We start from the raw sequence: 23,480 nt of genomic DNA on the forward strand, positions 1-23,480 counted from the left end.
GATGAGATTTCCCACAGCGTTAAGCTGGTAAGACCCCTCATAGACGATGAGGTTGATAGGTTCGGTGTGGAAGCGCGGCAACGCGTGGAGCTGACGAATACTAATCGGTCGAGGACTTATCCACACATCTCTTAGCAAACATGCGTATTCAGTTTTGAAGGAATGAGAAAAAAGCTGTATTCTCCATTACTCACAAAAGTAATCGGGAATACAGCTTTTTTGCATAGATCAGGCAACAAGACAACGACGCTCTGCTTTTGGCTCTCAAATCTCATTCAAAAGAACGAATGCTCTAATGAAAGTGTCTGTCTACTCGCAAGCATTGTGATTCCGGTCGTTTATGCTATGCTGGATGAAATAACGATTCATGCTGGAAAAGAAGAAGCATATGAACAACAACAGCTAGCTGTTATAGATGAAAGGGGATATACATGCTGATTCTTGCAGTCGAAGATGAACAAGCCCTGCTACAGACTATTGCTGGCGTTTTGAGCGATGAAGGCTATCAAGTGGATACGGCTGATCGGGGAGATGATGGCTTGCTGCTGGCGCAGCGAGGCATTTATGATTTGCTTGTACTCGACATCATGATGCCGGGCATGGATGGCCTGACTCTGGTTAAAACGCTTCGTGCCAAAGGAATGATGACCCCTGTTCTGTTCTTGACGGCAAAGGACAGCGTCAAGGCGAGAGTCGAGGGACTGGATGCGGGAGCCGATGATTATCTGGTCAAGCCTTTTGCCGCAGAAGAGTTGACGGCGAGAGTGCGAGCCTTGCTGCGGCGCAACGGAAAGACCGGCACAGAAGGCGAAATGGCATACGGCCCGATTTCGTTAAAGGTAAATGAATACGACGGCTTTGTGGATGACGAGCCGATGAAGCTGACCACGAAGGAATACGAGCTGCTCAAATATTTTCTGCAAAATCGGGAGCAAATCCTGACGCGCCAGCAAATTTTTGACCGCGTATGGGGCATCGACTCAGAGGCGAATTACGGAGTAGTCGATCTGTACGTCCATTATTTGCGCAAAAAGCTGGGAGCTTACGAAAGCTACATTCGCACGATCCGCAACGTGGGCTACATTTTGAAAAAGGAAGAACGGTAATGTTTCGAAAAACGCGGATTCGCCTGGTGACACTGAATGTCATCGTGGTATTTCTGCTGCTCAATGCGTTGGGGAGTGCCGTTTACTATACGATGAAGTATCGGCTGTACTCGCAAGTAGACCGCGAGCTGGAGAAGGTGAGTCAGCGGCTTACGGTAGACCCTCTGCCTCGCTTGCAGCGGATTAACGATGATCCTTTTCCTTACAATCGCCTGGAGCGAAAAAAGTACATGGATCTCGATCGCAGGTACGCCCTGCTGGTCTGGGATAGCTTTGGCCGGGTGATCGGAACGGCTTTTGGCGAGCGTCTGGAGCCGGAGGAGTTGCCGAACTTTTTCCATATCGGCAAGCCGGACGGCATCGAAACCGTGACGATCAAAGGACAGGTATATCGGGTACAGACGGTCACCGTGCCGAAAAAAGTCGTCGTGGGCGATCACTTGCAAGTAGCCTACCAGTTTCAGTTGATTTACAATCTGGCGCCCGAGCAGAACATGCTGAGCAGCCTGTTGTACGTCGTGGTCATTGGCGATATAGTGAGCATTGTCATTGCGATCATCGTCGGCTGGTTTTTGGCGAGACGCGCCCTCATCCCGATCCAGGTATCGTGGGAAAAGCAGCAGCAGTTTATTGCAGATGCCTCGCACGAGTTGCGCACGCCGTTGACAGCGATCATGGTCAATCTGGAGCGGCTGTTCCGCCATCCCGATCATACCATCGAGCAGGAAAGCGAAAAAATCATGATCGGCATGCAGGAGGCGAAGCGGTTGAGCAAGCTGGTAGCCGACCTGTTGACGCTCGCCCGCAGCGACTCCAATGAACTGCAGATTATGAGCAGAAAATTTCGGCTGGATGAGATGGTGCAGAAATGCACGCAAGTATTTTCCCAGCTCGCCATCGTGAAGGAAATCAGCCTGGAGACAGCGATTGAGGAGCCGCTGGAGATCGTCGGGGACGAGGAGCGCCTGCACCAGCTCATGGTCATTTTGCTGGACAACGCTCTCAAGTACACGAACAAAGGCGGCACCATTTTTGTTTCGTGCAAAAAAGAAGGAAACCGCGTCGCCATTCTGGTGAAGGACAGCGGGATCGGCATTTCCAAGGAGAACATTCCATTCCTGTTTGATCGTTTTTTCCGGGTGGACAAAATGCGTTCGCGTGCGACGGAAGGAACTGGGCTCGGCCTGTCCATCGCCAAGTGGATCGTGGACGCCCATCACGGCAAAATTACGGTAAGCAGCGAAGAAGGCATAGGAACGAGTTTTTTGGTTACACTTCCATTGAAGTAACAGAAGAAGACCGCTTTTCCGAAAAGGAAAGCGGTCTTTCTTTTCCGTTCCGCCGCATGGGGCGAGTGCGAATAATATACTTTTTTGCTTTACATATTTAGAAAGTCAGGTAAACTACAAGGGAAGAGAGGAGTGACGAGCGATTAAACTGACAGTAACGGCCCCGGCGGTAGCGTGGTTCAAGGAAGAGTGGGGATGCAAGGAAGGCGACAGCGTCCGCTTTTTTGTCCGCTATGGAGGCGTGAGCACGGTGCAGGATTCGTTTTCCATGGGGATTGCCAAAGAGCAGCCGAACGAAGTCGGGCTTTCTGCGGTAGTAGACGGCATTACCTTTTACATGGAGCAGGATGAGCTGTGGTATATGAATGGAAATGGACTGATCGTCGACTACCGACCGGCGACGGATGAAGTGGATTTCAAACTGGATGAAGCGTGAGCAAGCAGCGAATCGCTCAATCTGATACAAACGATACCGAAATGACTCCCGAGGCAGGAGTCATTTTATTTTTATACTTAACAAACAAAAATATTTATTATATTATGAATCTATACCCGATTGGAAAAAGGAGGATGGAGCATGCGGTTACTCGATTCGTATTTGGAGCTTGGCGTAGTGGGAATGGCGCGGGCCGCGCAGGCAGGCTGGTTTGGAGGGCATTACGGTGCGGCTTTGTTGGCGGGCTACTACATGGATCGCGAGCATGAGCTGCCTGAGCATGTAAAAGCAGGAATTGAGCGAACCTGTGAGGCGTTTCGGCGCTTGCAGCCGGAATGGTTTGCGCCGCTGGGTCAAGAGGAACAGGCTGATCCGGCTTTGCTGCAGCAGGTCGTTGACGGACTGACGCAAAATGTGAAGCAACTGCGGACATCCGGGCATGGACTGGCATTGGGCGTGCTGGCATTGAAGGCGTTGCGGGATCGGCCCGATCTGGTTCGGCCGAGCGTGGTCGCCGGATTGGTCGAAATGCTGAAAAAGACGACAGAAGACAGACCGACGCGCTATTGGGGCATCGACAGCTATTTTGCCGTCACAACTGCGGATGTGGCGGAGGAAGTGGCTCCGTACGACACAACCGAGGAGATGGCGCGAAGGACGTTTGCCGAGCTGCATACCGTCGTGCCGGGGCGAGTGATCGACGGGCAGCGCTACCACTTTGCAGGCGAGGTCGTCCACAGCGTGACGCACGCGCAAGCTTTGACGGACCTGGAGCGCTTCGGATACGGGGAGTTGGTGCAGGCAGGCATCGTGAACCACCGGATTCAGACTTACCTCAATCGGCAGATGCCGGAGTTTGTTTTGGCGGATGAGGTGAAGGAGCCTGCGTTTGCGTACATTTTTTCGCCTGCATACTGGGAAAAAACGTACAGCGACCCGCATGCGCTGAAGCTTCCTTATGCGGCGCTTGATCTGCTCGGAAGACTGCCTGCCGGGGAGCGGCCGGATGCCGAACGCAATCTGTGCAAGCTGTTGACGACGATGGAGTAGACAGACGAGCAGACGGGCGTTAAAAAAACAGGGAGGCTGCTGTAGCGCTCCCTGTTTTGCCTGTGGCTATGTGGCCTACCAGTTCGGAATGACGGTAGTGGTAGATTCTTGATTCGCAAAGTAGCTCTTGTGCTGAACGAGTGCGCGGAGAATGGCGGCTTCATTGATTGTATAACCAATGCCGGCTCCGGTTGGAACGGCCAGTACGCCCGGCGAAACGAAATCGATCATCGGCGTCACTACATCCTCTGTAAAATAGCGGTGCGAAGGGGACGTGTCGCCCGGGATGGTGAAATTGGACAGCGAAGCGATGGCGATGTTGTGCGCGCGGCCGATGCCGACTTCCTGCATGCCGCCGCACCAGACGGGAACGCCTTTTGCCGCGCACAGGTCATGGAGCTTCCTGGCATCGGTCAGGCCGCCGACACGCCCGATCTTGATGTTGATGATGCGGCAGCTTCCCAGTTCAATCGCTTTGCGCGCATCCTCCACCGTATGGATCGACTCGTCGAGGCAGATCGGCGTTTTCAGTTCTCTTTGCAATGTCGCATGGTCGATGATGTCGTCGTGCCCCAACGGCTGCTCGATCATAATCAGCCCGAAGTCGTCCAGTTGCTTCAGCATGTCGATGTCTGCCAGCGTATAGGCGGAGTTGGCATCGGCCATCAGCGGAACGTCCGGACCAAAGGTGTGACGGATCGCCCGGATCGGCTCTACGTCAAAGCCCGGTTTGATCTTGACCTTGATTTTTTTGTAGCCGTCGCGGATAAAGCTGTCTACGCGCGCAAGCAGCTTCTCGATCGTCGGCTCGATGCCGATGCTGACCCCTACGTCAATCGTCGTCCGGGTTCCGCCAAGTGCCCGGGAGAGGGACATGCCGTTCATTTTCGCATACAGGTCCCAAACCGCGCCTTCCAACGCCGACTTCGCCATCTGGTTGCGGCGCATCCAGGAAAAGATTTGCGATACTTCATCAGGGTGCTCGATTTCACGGGAAAAAAGTTGTGGAATCAAATATTTTTCCAGCATATACCAGACTGTATCGACATCCTCCTCGTTGTAGACCGGAACGTCCATCGCGACGCTCTCGCCGAAGCCGACATGTGTTCCGCTGTAGGCGCGGACGAGAATACATTCCTTGTGCGTCTCCAAGCCCATGCTGGTGACAAAAGGGGCTGTCAACGGGATTTTGATTCTTTGCAGATCGACGCGTTCGATTTTCATGACCATCTCTCCTCAGACTTGGGATTCGTATGAGCGATGGCGGCGCACAGGCGGATTTACTTGCCAGCGTGCCGCTCAAACGTGGTGAGTACTGTACGGGCCAAAATCTCGATCCCATCCAGCAGCGCTTCTTTGTCAAATGTCATCTGCGGATGGTGCAGGCCGGGTGCGAGGCCGCAGCCCAGTCCCAGCATCGTCGCGCGCAGGTGAGGGCGCTCCTTGGTGTAATAGTGAAAATCTTCCGCGCCTGGCGTCTGAATCGGCGCTTCCAGACGGTCTGCGCCGAGCGTGTGCACAATCGCCTCGGCCATGATTTGCCGCGCCTCTTCGTGGACTTCGGCGGCGTACACCCGCTCGGTGATGTCATAGGACAAGTCTACCTCATAAAGCTGGGCGACGTGCTGCAAAATGTGCTCGACTCTGGAAAACAGCGCGTCGATGACAAGGTTCGTCTGGGCGCGCAAGTCCAGGTGGAACTGGGCCGAGCCGGGAATGATGTTGCTGCTCTTGCTGCCCGCAGAAAGCTGCGTCATTTTCACGGAATAAGGGACGAGCGGATCGAGGTGAATCCCTTTGAGTTGCTCGACGATCGCCGCTGCCACCTCGATGGCATTGACGCCAAGGTGCGGGCGCGCCCCGTGGGCATCGTCTCCCTTGATTTGCCCGAAAATGGTGCCTGCCGCGCCGTGCATGATGGCAGAGGCAGCCGTGCCGCGCGGAATCTCCTGAACCGGGCGCAGATGGACGCCGTACAAATAGTCGATGTCGTCGACCACTTGTTTTTTTACCATAGCCAAAGCGCCGTTTCCGCTTTCCTCCGCCGGCTGGAAAATCAGCTTGAGGCGGCCGGGGAGCTGGATGTTTTGCGCCTGCAACACCATGAGGACGCCCAGCACCATCGTCATATGGGCATCGTGCCCGCAAGAGTGGTTCGCCTGGAAGACGCCGTTTACCTCCTGCCAGAGCGCATCCATATCTGCCCGCACGCCGACCGTCAATCCTCCCGGGGTCAAGTCTCCCCATTCCGCCACCACTCCGGTTACGTCGTCAAACGTCGTGACCCGGCAATGACGCTCCTGCAAAAAACGGGCGATATAAGCGGTCGTTTCTACTTCCTGCCAGCTAACCTCCGGATGTCGATGCAAATGCTCGTACAGAGAAAAAATGGCGGGCTGCAATTGTTTGATTGTTGTGCGCATGGTTCCTCCACAGGTTTGCGGCTGGGGCTGCGCCACAGCGGGGTGCATGCGACGCAAGCCAGCTTGTTTTGAAAAAGGTGTGCGTCGTCTTTAGCTCTAGGAAACGCCGATGGTTACAGCGACGATCAGGGCGATGGCGGCGATGACGGCCCAGCCGAGAAGCAGCTTCCAAATGAACTTGACCCATTTTTCATACGGAATGCCAGCGACAGCCAGATAGCCCATCAAGGCAGAAGAAGTCGGAATGATCGAGTTCGTCACCGCATCCCCGTACTGGAAGGCAAGGACGGCGACCTGACGGGAAATGCCCAGCAGGTCGGCGATTGGCACCATGATCGGCATCGTTGTCGCCGCTTGGCCGCTGCCGGACGAAATGAACAGGTTCAACACCGCTTGAATCAGGAACATGGCCAGCACGTTGATGGCATCCGGCAAATGGCCGATGGCGGAAGTCAGCGCGTAAATCATCGTGTCGATAATTTTTCCTTCTTCCAGCACGACGGTGATCGCCCGGGCGAAGCCGACGATCAGGGCGCCGAAGGTAACGGCTTTGGCGCCAGCGACAAAGGAGTCAAACAGCTTGTTTACATTCAGCCCGCCGACAAGCCCGGCAACCAGTCCCATGATTAAAAAGGAAGCGGTAAGCTCGGTCAGGAACCATTCGTACTCGAACACGCCGTAGACGTTGAAGGAGAGTCCACAGACCATGACCAGAAAGACCAGCTTGTGGCGTCCGTTGAGATCGGGAATTTCGACGGCGACTTGTTCGTCGCTTTCCTTTTGCTCGATCGCGTAAATGACGCTCTTGGTCGGGTCTGCCTTCACCCGGTAGGCGTAGCGCATGACGTACCAGATGGCAAAGCCGAGGACAAAGACGTACACGATAGCGCGGAAGGTCAGACCGGAGAAGAGCGGCAACTGCGCCAAAGACTGGGCGACCCCTACCGTGAACGGATTGAGCATGCCGCCCATGAAGCCGGCCGCTGCCCCCATCGTAATCATGGCGGTACCTGTTACGGCGTCAAAGCCCATTGCGCGGGCGAGAGCGATGCCGATTGGCACGAAAATAATGCTTTCTTCCGCCATCCCCATCGTGAAGCCGCCGATGGAGAAGAGGAACATGGATGCGGGGATCAGGAGCTTTTCCCTGCCTTCCAGATAGCGGACGCCTTTGTTGATGCCCGCCTCAATGGCCCCCGTCTGGCGGATGATTCCGAAAACGCCGCTGACGATGAAGATGTAAAAGATGATTTGCGAGCCTTTTTGCATCCCTTCAGGAATTGCTTTGAACATGTCGAAAAAGCCGACAGGGCTGCTCTCGACAGCGTGATAGCTGCCGTTTACCACGATGGTTCTGCCCGAGGCGTCGTCCTTGATGCGTTCGAACTCGCCTGTCGGAAGCACGTAGGAAGCAAGCGCTGCCAAAATGATGATGATAAAGAGAATGGCATAAGTGTGCGGGACGGAAAAACGTTTTTTGGCTGGCGCTGCTGGAGAAGAATGTTTTGTAGCCATGAGGTCACCTCGCTTTTTTGCCTTTTCTATAAGCAAGTGGCGTGCCAACTGTCGAAATTTCGCGAAAAAAGGCGTTTTCATTGGACGGAGGGTGGCAGCGTCCAAACGAAAACGCACTCTTTAGGAATGTTTATTAGGATTTATTCGTCCTAATACAACCTAATATTCATTTGCCTTGCACTATATTTTTCCATATTTCCTCAACATTTCGATGCCGTCACGGGTGATCGAGGTTCCTTGACGGGTTGTGCCTGAGCGCACCAGTCCAAGCTGCTCAAGCTGTTTCAAGCGGTTGCGTAGCGCGCTTTCCGTCCAGCCGTTCGCCTGCAGGACGGGGGTGTGCGCCAGTTGGTAGCGCCCCACTGGTTTGTTGGCGAGGTAATATTGATACAGTCCGAGCAAAATATCCAGATTCCGCTCATCCTCGAGAGGCACGGCCGCCGCTGCGGATTGCTTTTGAAATATCCGCTCGGTCAAACGCTTGGGCAGGTCGGCAATGCCGATGACAGGATGCTCGCTTACCGTAATGGCGTAGTCCACGACGTTTTTCAGCTCGCGAATGTTGCCTCGCCAGTCGTGGGCGAGCAACAGCTCCATGACTTCCGGCGACCAGCTTTTGCGAATCCCTTGCTGCTTCAAGTGATCGTCAATCAGCAGCGGAATGTCGCTCGTTCGCTCGCGCAGCGCCGGGATTTCGATGGGCAGGACGGCCAGCCGGTAAAACAAGTCTTCGCGAAAAGCGCCATCCCGGACGGCATCCTCCAGATTGCGGTTGGTGGCAGCGATCACCCGGCAGTCTACGGACAAAATCCCTGTGCCGCCGACGCGGATCACTTGCTTTTCCTGCAGGACGCGCAGCAGCTTGACCTGGATCGCGGGGGAGATATCGCCAATCTCGTCGAGAAAAATCGTGCCGCCATCCGCCTGCTCGAACAGTCCGGGCTTGCCTCCTTTGCGCGCGCCTGTGAAGGCTCCGTCCTCGTAGCCGAACAGCTCGCTCTCCAGCAAGTTTTCCGGCAGGGAGGCGCAGTTGATCGCGACAAACGGGCCGTTTTTGCGCAGTGAATGCTGGTGGATCGCGTGGGCGAACAGCTCTTTGCCCGTCCCGTTTTCACCCGTGAGCAGGATCGTCTGGTTGTTTTTCGCCATCTTTTTGCTAAGCTCGATGGCGTGCAGGAGCGGCTGGCTGCTGCCTTTTATATCAGCAAACGAGTAGGTAGCGGTGTGGCCGCGCAGGGCGAGCTGGGTGCGCAGGCGCTGGATTTCCGTCACGTCTTTCAGCGTACAGACGAAGCCGAGATGCTCATGGCTGCGGCGAATGCTGTGGCTGCTGACGATGAATTGCCGCTGGTCGATGGCGATGAGCGCATCCTCCTGCCCCTCCTGTTCAAAAAAGGGGGCGAGCAGGCCGTGTTCCTTGAGGATCGTATAAGGCTTGCCGATAACGACCGATTCGTGCGGACAGAACAGCTCGACGGCGACATCGTTAATGAACGTGATTAGACCGTCCTCATTACAGGCGATGACCGGATCCTTCACCGCCTGAAAGGTGGATTGAAGCTGGCTGTTGAGCTTTTGCACTTCGGCGTAGGAAGTGCCGAGCATTTTGGCCAGCTCGGACATTTCCACGATGAAGGCGGAGAGGTATTGCCGCTCCCATTCAATCGGGACGCCCACCTTGCGCCCGGTATCAATCAGATCGTGAATGCTGATTTTGCGAAAGCCGAGGTCGATGACTTCCACGTGAGGGGGCAGCGGCACATCGGGAATGCTCATAATGATCGCATACCGAAAGCGCTCCTCGAACGTACTGCCTGGGTGAAAAGGGACGTAATTCAGGTGGTCAATCTTGACTTCCAGCAAGTTTTGGATGACCTCCTGGGCTGTGACCGGCGAGTTGTTCATGACAGGCACGGTCGTTCCGGGCGGGATTTGCATCAGCGCCTTTATTTTGCGCAGTTCAAAAAAACGGTTCAGCACGGTAATCGGGACCGTTTCGGGGACGGCCTGACGGGCGATCGTGTACAACTCAGGCGCCCTGGTCGTAATGAAGACGTGGGACACCCCGGAGAGGTCAGGGATTTGTTCGTGGCTGGCAAAGCCGATGACCTTGCAATAAGGCTCAAAATACGCTCGCAGCTCCTTGAGCAGAAAAGCGAGCGTGTCGGTTCCTTTTGCAATCAAGACAATGGTGTGGTCCATGGTGCACCGCCTTTTTTTGTACAGACTAAAGCTTTCGCCAATGGCTTGGCGCTGCCAAGTTTTCGCAAAAAACTGTTGATACCATGATAGCACAACGGCTGTCCCGCAACGGATGGATTCCCTTGTCTGCGCAGGAAAGACAAGGATTGATCTGCCGGGAGGGAAGTGTGGTTTAATAGAAGAAAGAGAAAAAAGAAAAAGAGTGAAGAGGAGCAGGAGGATTCAGCATGGAGAACAAGATTGTTCCAGAAATGCTGCAGATGATTGGCCAAGCTGTGCCGGAAGAAGTGTCGATTGCGATCTCGGACGGCACCCAATACTTGTATTATCAGCCAAGCTCAAACATTGATCTGAAAATCTCCCCGGGCGACCAGGTCCCGATTGGCTCTGCCACGCACAAGGCGCTGATGGAGAGAGGAAAAGTCGGACATCAGGTGGAGAGCCGCATTTTTGGCGTGCCGTACTACGGTTTGTCGCTGCCGCTGTTCCGCGGGGGAGAGGTCATGGGCTGTATTACCGCCATCTATCCTTTGCAAAGCGTTCCGCTGGCTAATCCGCAGCCTAGGCTGTCGTTTTTGATTGGAAAAGGGGAAGATGGCTGGCTGCCGATTCCGCTGCACGAGATTGTTTACATCAGCTCGCACGAGGGCAAGACGCTGCTGCATTCGGCAAGCGGGTCGTACCCGAACAAATACAGCATGTCCGAGCTGGAATACATGCTTCCGCCTGAGCGGTTCGCGCGTTGCCATCGCTCTTATTTTGTCAATCTGGAGTCCATCGGCTTTATCCATCCGCATTTCCATTCGACTTTCATGCTGGAGATGAAGGACAAGCAGAAGACGAGAGTTCCCGTGAGCCAGACGTATGCCAGCACGTTCCGGCAACTGCTCGGCTTCTAGCTTTTGCAGGCCCCTTGCCAGTGAGAATGGTTCGCTGTCTTTTTTGCTAACTCGCTGCTCAAATATTCTGCTTTGTTGAAAATCGAGTGCCCGCTCAGAATTCTTGTGCTAGTGTATGAACAAGAAAAGATGGCATAGGGGGTCACAATGATGTGGGAGCGCTTACGCGATAAAAGATTGGCAGATAAAATCGTGACGGCTGAGGAAGCAGCGAGTTGGATCGAGGATGGCATGACAATCGGGTTAAGTGGTTTCACTCGTGCAGGGGATGCCAAGGTTGTACCGCTCGCATTGGCAGAGCGAGTCAAACAAGACAACAAGCCTTTTGGCGTGAATGTATATACAGGAGCTTCGCTCGGATCAGACGTGGACGCTGTCATGGCGGAGGCGGGCATTGTCAACAAGCGGCTGCCTTTTCAAGCCGATCCGGTCATGCGCAAAAAAATTAACGACGGCAGCATGATGTTCGTGGACCAGCATTTGTCCCACACCGCCGAGCTGATTCGCCAAGGAGCGATGAGTGCGATTGATTACGCGATTGTGGAAGCGGTTGCAATCACAGGGGACGGCATGATTATTCCCGCCACTTCTGTCGGCAACTCGAACATTTTCGTCGATTACGCGAAGCATGTCATCATTGAATTGAATCTCGCCCAGTCCGCTGAGTTGGAGGGCATTCACGATATTTACACGCCAGCGAGCCAGGGAGCGCGCGAGCCGATTCCGCTCACGGCGGTAGACCAACGGATAGGAACAGCGGGCATTGTGGTCGATCCCGAAAAAATCAAAGGCATTGTGCTGACGAACCAGTTGGATTCGCCGTCGACAATCGTCGAGCCGGACGCGGAGACGGCTGAAATCGCCGCTCATCTGATCGCGTTTTTGCGCGAGGAAGTCAAGGCGGGACGGCTGCCGGAAAATCTCGCGCCGCTGCAATCGGGTATCGGGTCTGTCGCCAATGCCGTGTTCAACGGTTTTCTCGACTCCGAGTTCACCGATCTGACCGTTTACTCGGAAGTGCTGCAGGACGCGGTCTTTGACCTGATCGACGCGGAGAAAATCTCGTTTGCTTCCGGTTGTTCGATCACGCTGACGGCTGACAAAATGCAGTACGTCACCGAACATTTTGCCAAATACCGCGACAAGCTGCTGCTGCGTCCGCAGGAGATCACCAACCATCCGGAAATCATTCGCCGCCTGGGGCTGATCGCCATCAATACGGCGATTGAGGTGGACATCTACGGCAACGTCAACTCGACGAACGTTTCGGGCAGCAAGATGATGAACGGGATCGGCGGATCTGGCGACTTTGCCCGCAATGCGCGTCTGGGCATTTTCGTAACCAAGTCGATCGCCAAAGGCGGAAAAATCTCCAGCATCGTGCCGTTTGCCTCCCATGTCGATCATACGGAGCACGACGTCGACATCATCGTCACCGAGCAAGGGCTGGCTGATTTGCGCGGGCTGGCACCACGCGAGCGCGCCTTGAAAATCATCGAAAACTGCGCGCATCCAATGTACCGTGAGCAGCTTAAAGCGTACTACGAAGAAGCGCTCACTCGCGGCGGGCACACTCCGCACGTACTGGAAAAAGCATTTTCCTGGCACGTGCGCTACGCCGAGGAAGGAACCATGCTGGAGCAAAAGCCGGCGCTGGTGTAAGTTGTATCGAACCGTATCATAGAAACAAACCCGCTCGGGCGCTGCTGCCTGGGCGGGTTTTGCTTTGAAAAAAGCGGGCGCGCCCGCCAGAACGCGAGCAGTTGCTGCTCTAGCGGGTGTTGTGAGTAACGCAAGTGATTTCTGTTTTTTCGCGTCTGCGGTTGCCAGACCTGCTTACGCGCTTTTAGCCTTTCGCGCCTCTTTTGGCTGGGCAAACGAAGCCAGGGCAAAGCCGAAGCCCGCGAGCACGAACAGACCGCCGACCCAGCTTATGTGCCAGATTGCCGCATGGTTGACGATGACGCCGCCAATTCCCGCGCCCAGCGCCAGCCCGAGCTGAAAAACGGATGTATTGATGCTGAGCGCCACTTGCGAAGAGTGCGGGGGCAACGAGATCAAGTAATACTGCTGGGCAGGGACGGTCGTTTGCACGGCAGCTACCCAGAGCATGACGGCGACGATTGCGCCTGCCAACAGCTTTGTCGACATCGGCAAAAAAAGCAGGACGACCGCATGGAGCAGCAGGCTATTCCTATACGCTGATCGTGCTGACGGCGCCGTTTGAGCAAAAAATGATGATGGAGGAAGAGAAGATTTTTTGAAGGCGGCAGAAAAGGCGAAAAGGACCGTCACGACAAGGTGACGGTCCAAGGTTTATCCATGCATAAGGGCGGTTTTTCAGACAAGGTTACTTGCGGTAGAGCGGGTAGTCTACTTCCAGCGGAACTTGAATGAGCACGATCCGCAACGGCGCATCTGCTTGCGCCTGGTAAGTGACGCTTGCTGTTTCTGCTTCCGCAGAGATTACGACAAAATCTCCTTTGTGTGCGACGGTCGGCGGCTCGCCCGCTTCGCTGTGCCCGCCAACGCTTCCGCTTCCTTCCACGACGACGACAGCGTGGGCGTAGCCGGCCGGAAGTTGCAGCGAGTAAGCTTTGCCTGCGGGAATCGCAATATCTTTCATGAGCGAATCGGTCACGAGCGAGATGGGGGCAGCGGGACCGATGATGTTTTTCACCCGTACGCCATCCGCCGTCTCGGTCGGAAACTGCTCGTGGTCGTACTGGTTGTACGTCGGCGGGTTTTTGGTCGTTTTGGCGAGGTGCGGCTCAAACCAGATCTGGAACATCTCGGTATCCTTGCCCAGCTCTTCGGCATGGTAAGCGCCTGAGCCTGTTTGCATGATCTGCGCACCGCCCGTAGTGACCTGCTGCAAATTGCCCAGCGTGTCCCGGTGGCCGACTGTACCTTGCAGGACGTAAGACAAAATTTCAAAGCCGGAATGCGGGTGCAGGGGAATCTCGAACGTTTTGAGAGATTTTGCCCACGCCCAGTAAAAAAGCGGTCCAACCCGTTTTACAACGGAGCCTTCATGAGGGAAGCCAATCGGTTTGTTTTCTACGATTTCACCGTCGCCAAAATGTCCTTTTGCTTGTTCGTTTTGTGTGTAGACGCGGATTTTCATCTGTTGTGTCCTCCCTTGGTGGAATGCTGGCTTACGGGTACGGATTTACGAGCGGTTGCTTAAAACAAAACGTATGCGCCTGGACCGATCAAAGCGACACCGATAGCGACCGCGATCAAGGTCAGATTGTACTCATAGCCGTTTTGCGTTACCCAATATCCATTTTGACCGTGAACCTTCACAATCGCAACAAGCATTGTGAAGACGATGAGCAGAGCGCCAACCCATGTGCCGACACCTGCCGCGAACAGCAAGCCGCCGACGAGTTCAGCCAATCCGGCAAGCAGCGCCATGGTCACACCAGGCTTCACCCCGATAGACTCCAGCCAGCCGCCTGTGCCTTTCAGACCGTAACCGCCAAACCAGCCAAACAGCTTTTGCGCACCGTGACCTGCGAACGACAACCCAACAACCAAACGAATAATCAGCAAACCAAGATCCATCATTTTTTCATCTCTCCTTAATTGTTTTAAATTATAGTATTTTAAATTTGAGATATTTGGACAAGAAAGGCTGGCGGGCCTTAGAAGGTTTCCGCCAGTTTTGCTGCTTTTTCTATGCCTGCTGCTACGATTTCTTCTGCTTTGTCAGGGAATTGGTTGTGACCTTCTACGATCACTTCGGTAATATTGCTGATTCCCCAGAAGCCAAGCACCGTGCGAACGTAGCGGTTAGCCAGCTCGATTTCTGCCATTGGGCCTTCGGAGTAAACGCCGCCGCGTGCGCTCAACAGCGCCACTTTTTTGTCGCCCATCAGTCCTACAGGGCCTTCCGCGGTGTATTTGAATGTTTTGCCTGCTTGAGACAGGTAGTCCACATAGGTGTGCAGCACAGCCGGAACGGTGAAGTTCCACATTGGGAACGCGATCATCACTTTGTCAGCGTCAGCGAATTGGTTCAAATATTTGTTGACCAGCTCTGCGCCTTTTTTCTCTTCGGCAGTCAGCTCCATGCCGCGGCCTGCCTTGAACATAGCCGTGAGCAGATCGTTTCCGTAGTAAGGAAGGTTTTCTGCGAACAGGTCCAGCTCGGCGATTTCGTCGTTTGGATGGTTTTCTTTATACGATTGGACGAAAGCCTCGTACAGCTTTACACTCACAGCCTGTTCAACAGGGCGATCATTTGCTTTAATGAAAAGTACTTTACTCATGAGAAATTTATTCCCCTTTCTTTTCGTAAGCATCTAACTTCAAATGCATAAATCTTGATTTCAAGATTATTATGTGCTGAACGTTTTGTCAACACTTTTTTTGCACCTGTTGGGTGCTGCTCAGTCTAATACGTATCCTGAGCAGCACGTCCCAACTTTTTTAACAAACCGATGGCTTGCTGCTGTTCTTCGGGAGTGAGTCCTGCGACCGCTTTTTCAATCGCCTGCTGGTGGGGAGGGAAAATCTCTGCCAAAAAGGCGTGTCCTTTCTCGGTCAGCTCGGCGTAAATGACGCGGCGGTCGGCCGAACAGGGCTTGCGAATCAGCAGTTGCTTCTTTTCTAGCTTGTCCACAACGTACGTGATATTTCCGCTGGAGATCAGGATCTTTTCGCCAATTTGCTGCAAAGGCTGCGGGCCTTTATGGTAGAGTACTTCCAGGACGCCGAACTCTGTCGGGTTCAAACCGTGCTGGCGGATGTGACGATTGGAATGGGCGGTCACCCAGTTATACGATCGCGACAAGACGACAAACAGGTCGAGGGCATTGTTTCGCTCCATGAAAAAGCCCTCCTTTCCATCGAAATTTCAATATCTTGAATTTAAGACAATCCTACATGATCTCGTTTGCCTTTGTCAAATGGCGAAAATCATCCCTTTGCAAAACAAAAGTTTTTGTGATAGACTTTTGTTTGTGAACGAAGCTGTGAATGCTAATCAGAAGAAAGGAGGATGACCGTGGAAAAAGACATGTTGATCCTTCACCACATCCGGCAAAATCCGTTCATCTCCCAGCAGGAGCTGGCTGACTTGATCGGGATTTCGCGTTCGGCTGTTGCCGGGTACATTGCCCAGTTGACCAAGCGTGGCGAGATCAAAGGCAGAGCGTATATATTGCGCGACGAAGGCATGATTGCCTGCATCGGCGGAGCGAACCTCGACCGGAAAGCGCGCAGCAAGCAAGCGGTGCGGCTGCACTCTTCCAATCCGGTCACGATCATGGAGTCGTGCGGCGGGGTGGCGCGCAACATTGCGGAGAATCTCGGCAGGCTCGGATGCAATACGTCACTTTTCACCAGTGTCGGTGAGGACAAGGAAGGCGAGTGGATTTTGCAGGAGACGAAAAAGCACGGCGTAGACATCAGCCAGGTGTGGCGTCTGCCGATGCAGCGCACAGGGACGTACACCGCGCTGCTCGATATAGATGGAGAAATGGTCGTATCGTTGGCCAACATGGATATTTACGACGCGCTCACGCCGGAAATGTTCGCGGAGAAATGGTCCCACCTTGCCGCAGCCCACGCGATTTTTATTGATACGAACATACCGGGGGATTGCTTGGCCTACATTATCGGCCGGTGCCGGGAGGAGAACATTCGACTTTTCGTTGACCCGGTCTCTTCTGCAAAAGCGAAAAAGCTCCCACAGCAATTGGACGGAGTAGAAGCGATCCTGCCCAATCGGGAAGAAGCGGAGCTGCTGGCTGGCATGGCGATCCGCTCGATTGAGGATTGCGAAGAGGCGTGCCGCAAAATCAGGGAGCGAGGCGTCAAGCACGTCATCGTGACCATGGGCGAAGCGGGCATTTACTATCAGTCGGAGGACGTATCGGAGCACATGGCGCCGTATCCGACTGAAGTGGTAGATGTGACAGGGGCGGGAGATGCGTTTGCATCCGGCCTGCTGTATGGAATCGTGAATGGAGAGTCGTTCCAGACAGCTTGCCGTCTCGGACTGGCTGCCTCGGCCTTGACCCTGCAAACAGAGCAATCCGTTTCTCCCTTATTAAAACCGGAACAACTGCAACTGACCGTTGAACAATACGAAAAGGAGCGATAAATGATGAAACAATACTTGACCTTTACAGAGGAAGTACGCCACGCCCTGGAGAACAATTTGCCGGTCGTTGCCCTGGAGACGACGATTATCTCCCACGGCATGCCGTATCCGCAAAACATCGAGATGGCAAAAGAAGTCGAGCAAATTATCCGCGACAACGGTGCGGTACCTGCGACCATCGGGATCATGAACGGCAAAATCAAGATCGGCTTGACCGAGAGCGAGCTGGAAGAGTTCGCGACCAACAAGTCGGTAGAAAAAGTGAGCCGCCGCGACTTCCCTTACATTTTGGCTAGCGGCAAAATCGGCGCGACGACTGTAGCGGCTACGATGATCGCAGCAGACCTGGCGGGCATCCGCATGTTCGCGACTGGCGGCATCGGCGGGGTACACCGTGAAGGCGAAATCACCTGGGACGTATCCGCAGACCTGACAGAGCTGGCGCAAACGAATGTCGCGGTTGTGTGCGCGGGGGCGAAGTCTATCCTCGACATCGGCCGCACACTGGAATACCTGGAGACACAAGGGGTTCCGGTAGTCGGCTACCGCACTTCCGAGTTCCCGTCCTTCTTCGCCCGCGAAAGCGGATTTGGCGTAGACTTCCGCCTGGATACGCCGGAAGAAGTAGGGACCCTGATGAACACCAAATGGAACCTCGGTCTGAACGGCGGCCTGATTATCGCCAACCCGGTGCCGGAAGCGGATGCGCTTGACCACAAGCAAATCGAGGGCGTGATCTTGCAAGCGCTCAACGAAGCGAAGGAAAACAACATTGCGGGCAAAAAAGTAACGCCATTCTTGCTCGACAAAGTGAAGCAGTTGACCGCAGGCAAAAGCTTGCAGACCAACATCGCGCTGGTGCGCCACAATGCGGAGGTAGCGGCGAAAGTGGCAGTAGCGTACCAGCAAGCAGTGAACGAAGGAAAATAAGCGAAGAACAGACAAGCCCCCGGTGGTATCCATCGGGGGTTTTTGCGTTGGTTTCGGGGCACAATCGAGGGGCGGGAAAAATTTGTGCCAAACTACTTGATATACCCTATGGGGGTATTGTATAGTGAAGGTGTGATAAAAAATAAGCCTCAGGGAAACAATACGATAAATTATACCCCGTGTGGGTATGTGGAGGAATTGGTATGAGTGTCAAAACGGCAGAAGCTACAGTTCCGATTTCCGGGATGACGTGTGCGGCCTGCGCGCTTCGTATTGAAAAAGGCTTGCAGAAGCTGGATGGCGTCGAGACAGCCAATGTGAATCTGGCGTTGGAAAAATCGACGGTCGTCTTCGATCCGGCGAAAACGAGCCTCGACGATATTCGCTCGAAAATTGAAGCACTTGGCTACGGCGTGGCCGCAGACAAGGTAGAGCTGAACATCACAGGCATGACGTGTGCAGCCTGCTCGACCCGCATCGAGAAAGGCTTGAATAAAATGCCCGGCGTCCTGAAGGCGAACGTGAATCTCGCCATGGAAACGGCCACGATTGAATACGATTCGGCGCAGGTGGGCGTGGGCGATCTGGTTCGCCAGGTGGAAAAGCTCGGGTATCAGGCGGCCCGCAAGGAAGAAGGCAAAGAAGAGGAACAGGTCGATCGCCGGATGGCAGAGATCAGGCGGCAGACGCAAAAGTTCTGGATTTCACTGATCTTTTCGCTGCCGCTGCTCTGGTCGATGGTCAGTCACTTTTCCTTCACCTCGTTCATCTGGCTGCCGGACTTTTTGATGAATCCGTGGGTGCAGCTCGCTTTGGCGACGCCTGTGCAGTTCATCATCGGGGCGCAGTTTTACGTCGGGGCGTACAAAGCGCTGCGCAACAAAAGCGCCAACATGGATGTGCTTGTCGCGCTGGGCACTTCGGCTGCCTACTTTTACAGCCTGTACGTGGCGATTTCTTCCATCGGTTCCCACGCGCACATGCTGGAGCTGTATTTTGAAACAAGCGCGGTGCTGATTACGTTGATCCTGTTGGGCAAACTGTTTGAGGCGAAGGCAAAGGGACGTTCCTCGGAAGCGATCCGCAAGCTGATGGGCCTGCAAGCCAAAACGGCGGTAGTCATTCGCGATGGCGTAGAAATGACGATCTCCGTCGAGGATGTGCGGCCGGGTGACGTCGTGTATGTGAAGCCTGGCGACAAAGTGCCTGTCGACGGCATCGTGCTGGAAGGCCAGTCTGCGGTGGATGAATCCATGCTGACGGGAGAGAGCATCCCGGTAGACAAAGCGGCTGGCGATACGGTCATCGGGGCCACCTTGAACAAAAACGGCTTCCTGAAGGTCACCGCGACCAAAGTCGGCAAAGAAACGGCTCTTGCGCAAATCATCAAGGTCGTGGAAGAGGCGCAAGGAACAAAGGCGCCGATTCAGCGGCTGGCTGACAGCATTTCCGGGATTTTCGTTCCCATCGTCGTCGGGATTGCTGTTGTTACTTTTCTCATCTGGTATTTCGCCGTGATTCCCGGCAACTTCGCCGAGGCGCTGGAAAAGGCGATTGCCGTACTGGTGATCGCTTGCCCGTGCGCACTTGGTCTGGCTACCCCGACCTCGATCATGGCTGGCTCCGGACGCGCCGCCGAGCTAGGCATTCTGTTCAAAGGCGGAGAGCATTTGGAAACTGCGCACCATCTGGACACGATCGTCCTCGACAAGACGGGGACCGTCACCAAAGGGGAGCCTGAGCTGACAGATGTAATCCCCGTTGATTTTGCCGAACAGGAATTGCTGGCACTGGTGGGGGCGGCGGAGAAAAACTCCGAGCATCCGCTGGCCCAGGCGATCGTTCGAGGCATCGCGGAAAAAGGCGTGGCGCTCTCCGAAACCAGCTCGTTTGAAGCGATCCCCGGCTTTGGCATTCGGGCCACAGTTGAGGGCAAGGACGTGCTGGTCGGCACCCGCCGTCTGCTCGAGCAGCATCACGTGTCGTACCAGTCGGTGGCAGATGCCATGCTCTCGCTGGAGCAGGCGGGAAAAACGGCGATGCTGGCTGTCGTGGACGGCAAGCTGGCCGGGTTGATCGCCGTGGCCGATACGATCAAGCCGACCTCGAAGCAAGCGATCGCGCGGCTGAAAGCAATGGGCTTGACGGTCATCATGATGACCGGCGACAACCGCCAAACTGCGGAGGCGATCGCCCGCGAGGCAGGAATCGAGCGCGTCATCGCCGAAGTCCTGCCCGAAGGCAAGGCCGCCGAAGTGAAAAAGCTGCAAGCCCAAGGCAAAAAGGTCGCCATGGTCGGCGACGGAATCAACGACGCCCCGGCGCTTGCCACCGCTGACATCGGCATGGCAATCGGAACCGGGACGGACGTGGCGATGGAAGCGGCCGATATCACGCTCATGCGCGGCGAGCTGACCAGTGTCGCCGACGCCATCGAAATGAGCAAGCGCACCATTCGCAACATCAAGCAAAACTTGTTCTGGGCTTTCGCCTACAACACATTGGGCATTCCGTTTGCCGCCCTGGGCTTCCTCGCCCCGTGGCTCGCCGGAGCGGCAATGGCCTTCAGTTCCGTCTCCGTCGTGCTCAACGCCCTGCGACTGCAGCGAGTGAAGCTGTAAGCCAAAAAACAGCAACAAGCGGCATTGTCCGCATCCCTATACACATAAAACCAAAGGAGAGATTGAGAATGAAAAACGTCACATTGAACGTAGAAGGCATGTCTTGCAACCATTGCGTAAACGCTGTGGAAAAAACGTTGAAGGAGCTTGGCGCAGAGGGAAAAGTCAACCTCGCAGCCAAAACAGTCGAGGTTTCTTATAACGAAAGCACTCTGACGCTGGAAGCGATCAAGGAAGCTATCGAAGAGCAAGGATACGACGTCGTTTAATAGCTGTCAGCACGCTAAGCCTCTGCCTGGACTACGAGTTCGGGCGGGGGCTTTTTCTTTTTGTAAAGACTTCGTAAATCGTTAACACAACCTCAATATTCCGCCAACCGAACAACTGAAAACCCGCATAAACACGCGCCTCTCCTTTATCAAACCTTGTCGCCCGCTTTATACGACCTTCAAAAACGGCAGTTACAATGAAATCAAACGAAAGCAAACAAGTCGGACAAGAACAGGAGGAATGGTCAGATGATGGACTTGCACATGCACACCACCGCTTCTGACGGGAAGCTCGCTCCCGCAGACCTGCTCGTCTGGGCCAAGCAGCGGGGCGTGACTCATCTAGCCATTACAGACCATGATACCGTCGATGGATATCTGCTGGCTCGCGAAGACGCCGCACGGCTCGGCCTGGCGCTCCTGCCGGGAATCGAGTGGAATACGGACGGCCCGGAAGACGAGCTGCACATTTTGGGCTACGGCTTCGACATGGCCGACCCGCGGCTTTTGCACGTCATGGACAGGCGGCAGCGGGAGCGGATCGAGTGGATCGCCGAGATGATCGAGCGCTGTAACCGCTTGGGCGTGGCGATCACCATGGAAGAATGTGCAGCGCGGGCAAAAGGCGGCGTGATGGTGCGCACGCACGTGGCAGAAGCAATCGCCGAGCGCGGCTACAGTCCCACGCCGCAGGCTGCGTTCGAGACGTATTTGCGCAAAGGGTGCGCGGCGTACGTGCCCCGGCCTTCTTTTTCCGCACGCGAAGCGATCGAACTTACGCACGAGGTAGGCGGGATTGCGGTCTTGGCTCATCCGGGTATCTACTCCTTTGAAGTGAAGCTGGAGGCGCTGCTCGCCTATGGCCTCGACGGCATCGAGGTGTATTATCCGAAACATTCGGCGGCGCAGACGGCATTTTGGGAGCGGCAGGCCAAAGCGAATCACCTGATCTGCTCGGGAGGCAGCGACTTTCACGGGCACCAGTCGCGCAACCCGTATCCGGTCGGCAGCGTGCCCATCCCGGCTGAAGTAAAGGAGTGGTGGAAATGCTGTATGTTTCATCAACATTGATGTGGGCGTACCCGGTAGAGGCAGCGATCCTCATCGCCCGGCAATACGGCTTTGCCGGGATGGAAGTCTGGGCCGAGCACGTCTGGTTCCACCAAAGCCACCCGCGAGAAATCCAGCAGGCAGCCAGGCGTGTGGGCATGAAGCTGACCTTGCATGCGGCGAGCTGGGATTTGAACCTGTGCTCGCTGAACAGCGGCATTCGCAAGCAGTCTGTCGAGGAAATCAAGCGTTCTTTGGCGCTTGCGGGCGAGATCGGGGCGAAAAGCGTCACGATCCATCCGGGCCGTGTGACCTTGACGCACAAAAACCGGGAATGGCACGAGGCCGTTCTCGTCGAGAGCCTGAACGAGCTGGCGCAAGAGGCGATGAGACAGGGCCGCGTGCTCTCGATCGAGCATATCGAGCCGCTGCCCAAGGAACTGATCGTGACGCCGCAAGACTTGAACAGGCTGCGCGCCGCGCTCGATTACCCGACGGCAGCCACCTTTGACATTGCGCACGTACCTCTGACCTGTTTCCTGCCGCAATTTTTCCGGGAACTGGAGGGAGTCGATAAAATTCACGTGAGCGACGCGACGGCGACGAAGCTGCACGTGCCGCTCGGAACAGGGGAAATTGATCTGGAAACGATCTGGCCGTTGCTGCTTGCCGCAGACAAGCCTCTGGTCGTCGAAGGCTTCGACGATGCGCGGAATTTGTCCCAGCTCAAGCAAAACCTGCTGTATTTGCAGCAAGGAAACTGTGTCTCATTTGGATAGGAGGTCTGTATTGTTTTGAATATTCTTGTAACGAATGACGATGGCATTTTTGCAAGCGGCGTGCTGTGCCTGGCGCAAGCCTTGCAGCCGTTCGGCAACGTCTCCATCGTCTGCCCGGACCAGGAGCGCAGCGCGATCAGCCATGCGATCACGTTGAAATCCCCTGTAAAAGCGAACAAAGTGAACTTTTTCGATACGTCGCTCGAAGCCTGGGCGGTCAACGGCACTCCGGCTGACTGCGTGAAAATGGCAGTCGAGGTGATTCTCAAGGACAAGCCGGACGTGATCGTATCCGGAATCAACCGCGGCCCGAACCTGGGACGGGATGTGTTTTACTCCGGCACGATCTCGGCGGCGATTGAAGGAGCGATGTATCAGATTCCTTCCATTGCCGTGTCGCTCGCCACGCTCAAGCCAAGCCCGAACTTTTCCATCGTCGAGCCGCTGGCCTACGACGTGTTTGAGACGCTGCTGCGGCACAAGCTCAGCCCGGAAGCGGTGCTGAACATCAATTTGCCGTATTTGTCCAAGGAGATGGTAAAAGGCGTGGCCGTCACGCCGCTCGCGATGGACGTGCTGCGCTACCAGTACGTCGGGTTGAACGACCCGCAAGGCTACTTGTGCTACTGGCTGTCCGACCATTTGAGCGAGTTGCACTTCGAGGACGAGGAATCGGATTACTACAAGCTGCGTGACGGATTTATCACGATTACACCGCTGCAATTGAACATGACGAACACCGCCATGAAGGCCAAGATCGGAAAATGGTTTCAAACCGCGAAGCAAAGCTCTTAAC

Annotated in this window: 22 protein-coding genes and 1 rRNA gene; 14 read left to right on the top strand and 9 right to left on the bottom strand. The window is 54.9% G+C overall.

All coding sequences use genetic code 11. The annotated features are described in order from the left end of the window. The 5 genes from AC27IT_RS21960 to AC27IT_RS21980 form a co-directional block, all read left to right on the top strand. Positions 1–124, top strand: a 23S ribosomal RNA gene (locus AC27IT_RS21960); the annotation flags it as partial. Between the two features lie 307 nt (positions 125–431). After that, positions 432–1,106, top strand: coding sequence for a response regulator transcription factor (locus tag AC27IT_RS21965; protein WP_005832185.1), 675 nt, complete (start codon positions 432–434; stop codon positions 1,104–1,106). Next, positions 1,106–2,395 (top strand): sensor histidine kinase, encoded by a 1,290-nt coding sequence (locus tag AC27IT_RS21970; protein WP_005832186.1) that lies wholly within the window; start codon positions 1,106–1,108, stop codon positions 2,393–2,395. The genes AC27IT_RS21965 and AC27IT_RS21970 overlap by 1 nt, the downstream gene beginning before the upstream one ends. 142 nt (positions 2,396–2,537) lie before the next feature. Beyond that, a complete protein-coding gene (locus tag AC27IT_RS21975) occupies positions 2,538–2,831 on the top strand; it encodes a HesB/YadR/YfhF family protein (RefSeq protein ID WP_005832187.1) in 294 nt (97 codons plus the stop codon). 141 nt (positions 2,832–2,972) lie between these two features. Next, positions 2,973–3,881, top strand: coding sequence for a hypothetical protein (locus AC27IT_RS21980; RefSeq protein ID WP_025845284.1), 909 nt, complete (start codon positions 2,973–2,975; stop codon positions 3,879–3,881). 75 nt (positions 3,882–3,956) lie between these two features. On the opposite strand, the gene menC is transcribed toward AC27IT_RS21980, so the two are convergent. The 4 genes from menC to AC27IT_RS22000 all read right to left on the bottom strand — a co-directional run bounded on the left by menC (position 3,957) and on the right by AC27IT_RS22000 (position 10,021). Further along, positions 3,957–5,105, bottom strand: a complete 1,149-nt coding sequence (gene menC, locus AC27IT_RS21985; RefSeq protein WP_005832191.1) for an o-succinylbenzoate synthase — start codon at positions 5,103–5,105, stop codon at positions 3,957–3,959. A gap of 56 nt (positions 5,106–5,161) precedes the next feature. Beyond that, positions 5,162–6,304: a M20 peptidase aminoacylase family protein gene (locus AC27IT_RS21990; RefSeq protein WP_487092098.1), complete on the bottom strand. Its 1,143-nt coding sequence runs from the start codon at positions 6,302–6,304 to the stop codon at positions 5,162–5,164. A gap of 96 nt (positions 6,305–6,400) precedes the next feature. Continuing rightward, positions 6,401–7,819 carry a YfcC family protein gene (locus AC27IT_RS21995; RefSeq protein ID WP_005832193.1) on the bottom strand — a complete coding sequence of 473 codons (1,419 nt, stop codon included), beginning with the start codon at positions 7,817–7,819 and terminating at the stop codon, positions 6,401–6,403. A gap of 180 nt (positions 7,820–7,999) precedes the next feature. Further along, entirely contained in the window at positions 8,000–10,021 is a 2,022-nt protein-coding gene (locus AC27IT_RS22000) for a sigma-54 interaction domain-containing protein (protein WP_005832195.1), read from the bottom strand. Between the two features lie 227 nt (positions 10,022–10,248). Here AC27IT_RS22000 and AC27IT_RS22005 point away from each other — a divergent pair, with 227 nt between their 5' ends. Both AC27IT_RS22005 and scpC read left to right on the top strand, forming a co-directional pair. Further along, entirely contained in the window at positions 10,249–10,920 is a 672-nt protein-coding gene (locus AC27IT_RS22005) for a LytTR family DNA-binding domain-containing protein (protein WP_005832196.1), read from the top strand. Positions 10,921–11,070: 150 nt separating this feature from the next. Then, positions 11,071–12,582, top strand: coding sequence for a succinyl-CoA:acetate CoA-transferase ScpC (scpC, locus tag AC27IT_RS22010; RefSeq protein WP_340673493.1), 1,512 nt, complete (start codon positions 11,071–11,073; stop codon positions 12,580–12,582). A gap of 174 nt (positions 12,583–12,756) precedes the next feature. Here scpC and AC27IT_RS22015 read toward each other — a convergent pair whose 3' ends face one another. From AC27IT_RS22015 to AC27IT_RS22035, 5 genes are all read right to left on the bottom strand, one after another. Then, positions 12,757–13,071 carry an MFS transporter gene (locus AC27IT_RS22015; RefSeq protein ID WP_340673520.1) on the bottom strand — a complete coding sequence of 105 codons (315 nt, stop codon included), beginning with the start codon at positions 13,069–13,071 and terminating at the stop codon, positions 12,757–12,759. Between the two features lie 199 nt (positions 13,072–13,270). Beyond that, positions 13,271–14,047: a pirin family protein gene (locus AC27IT_RS22020; RefSeq protein WP_005832200.1), complete on the bottom strand. Its 777-nt coding sequence runs from the start codon at positions 14,045–14,047 to the stop codon at positions 13,271–13,273. Positions 14,048–14,106: 59 nt separating this feature from the next. After that, positions 14,107–14,493 carry a DoxX family protein gene (locus AC27IT_RS22025; RefSeq protein WP_005832202.1) on the bottom strand — a complete coding sequence of 129 codons (387 nt, stop codon included), beginning with the start codon at positions 14,491–14,493 and terminating at the stop codon, positions 14,107–14,109. A 77-nt stretch (positions 14,494–14,570) separates the two neighbouring features. Next, positions 14,571–15,197 carry an FMN-dependent NADH-azoreductase gene (locus AC27IT_RS22030; RefSeq protein ID WP_122952518.1) on the bottom strand — a complete coding sequence of 209 codons (627 nt, stop codon included), beginning with the start codon at positions 15,195–15,197 and terminating at the stop codon, positions 14,571–14,573. Positions 15,198–15,322: 125 nt separating this feature from the next. Continuing rightward, entirely contained in the window at positions 15,323–15,757 is a 435-nt protein-coding gene (locus AC27IT_RS22035) for a MarR family winged helix-turn-helix transcriptional regulator (RefSeq protein ID WP_005832205.1), read from the bottom strand. A gap of 177 nt (positions 15,758–15,934) precedes the next feature. Between AC27IT_RS22035 and AC27IT_RS22040 the strand changes: the two genes are divergently transcribed. From AC27IT_RS22040 to surE, 7 genes are all read left to right on the top strand, one after another. Further along, positions 15,935–17,035, top strand: coding sequence for a carbohydrate kinase (locus AC27IT_RS22040; protein ID WP_487092099.1), 1,101 nt, complete (start codon positions 15,935–15,937; stop codon positions 17,033–17,035). Positions 17,036–17,038: 3 nt separating this feature from the next. Then, positions 17,039–17,965: a pseudouridine-5'-phosphate glycosidase gene (locus AC27IT_RS22045; RefSeq protein ID WP_005832208.1), complete on the top strand. Its 927-nt coding sequence runs from the start codon at positions 17,039–17,041 to the stop codon at positions 17,963–17,965. Positions 17,966–18,168: 203 nt separating this feature from the next. Beyond that, positions 18,169–20,586 carry a heavy metal translocating P-type ATPase gene (locus tag AC27IT_RS22050; RefSeq protein ID WP_005832210.1) on the top strand — a complete coding sequence of 806 codons (2,418 nt, stop codon included), beginning with the start codon at positions 18,169–18,171 and terminating at the stop codon, positions 20,584–20,586. A 68-nt stretch (positions 20,587–20,654) separates the two neighbouring features. Further along, entirely contained in the window at positions 20,655–20,855 is a 201-nt protein-coding gene (locus AC27IT_RS22055; protein WP_005832212.1) for a copper ion binding protein, read from the top strand. A gap of 249 nt (positions 20,856–21,104) precedes the next feature. Continuing rightward, entirely contained in the window at positions 21,105–21,926 is an 822-nt protein-coding gene (locus tag AC27IT_RS22060; protein ID WP_005832214.1) for a PHP domain-containing protein, read from the top strand. Beyond that, complete coding sequence (locus AC27IT_RS22065; protein ID WP_197186732.1) at positions 21,902–22,684, top strand: sugar phosphate isomerase/epimerase family protein; 783 nt, start codon at positions 21,902–21,904, stop codon at positions 22,682–22,684. Before AC27IT_RS22060 ends, AC27IT_RS22065 begins: the two co-directional genes overlap by 25 nt. Positions 22,685–22,699: 15 nt before the next feature. Beyond that, positions 22,700–23,479 carry a 5'/3'-nucleotidase SurE gene (surE, locus tag AC27IT_RS22070; RefSeq protein WP_005832217.1) on the top strand — a complete coding sequence of 260 codons (780 nt, stop codon included), beginning with the start codon at positions 22,700–22,702 and terminating at the stop codon, positions 23,477–23,479. Position 23,480: the final 1 nt, after the last annotated feature.

This window comes from Brevibacillus sp. YAE8 (assembly GCF_057543335.1).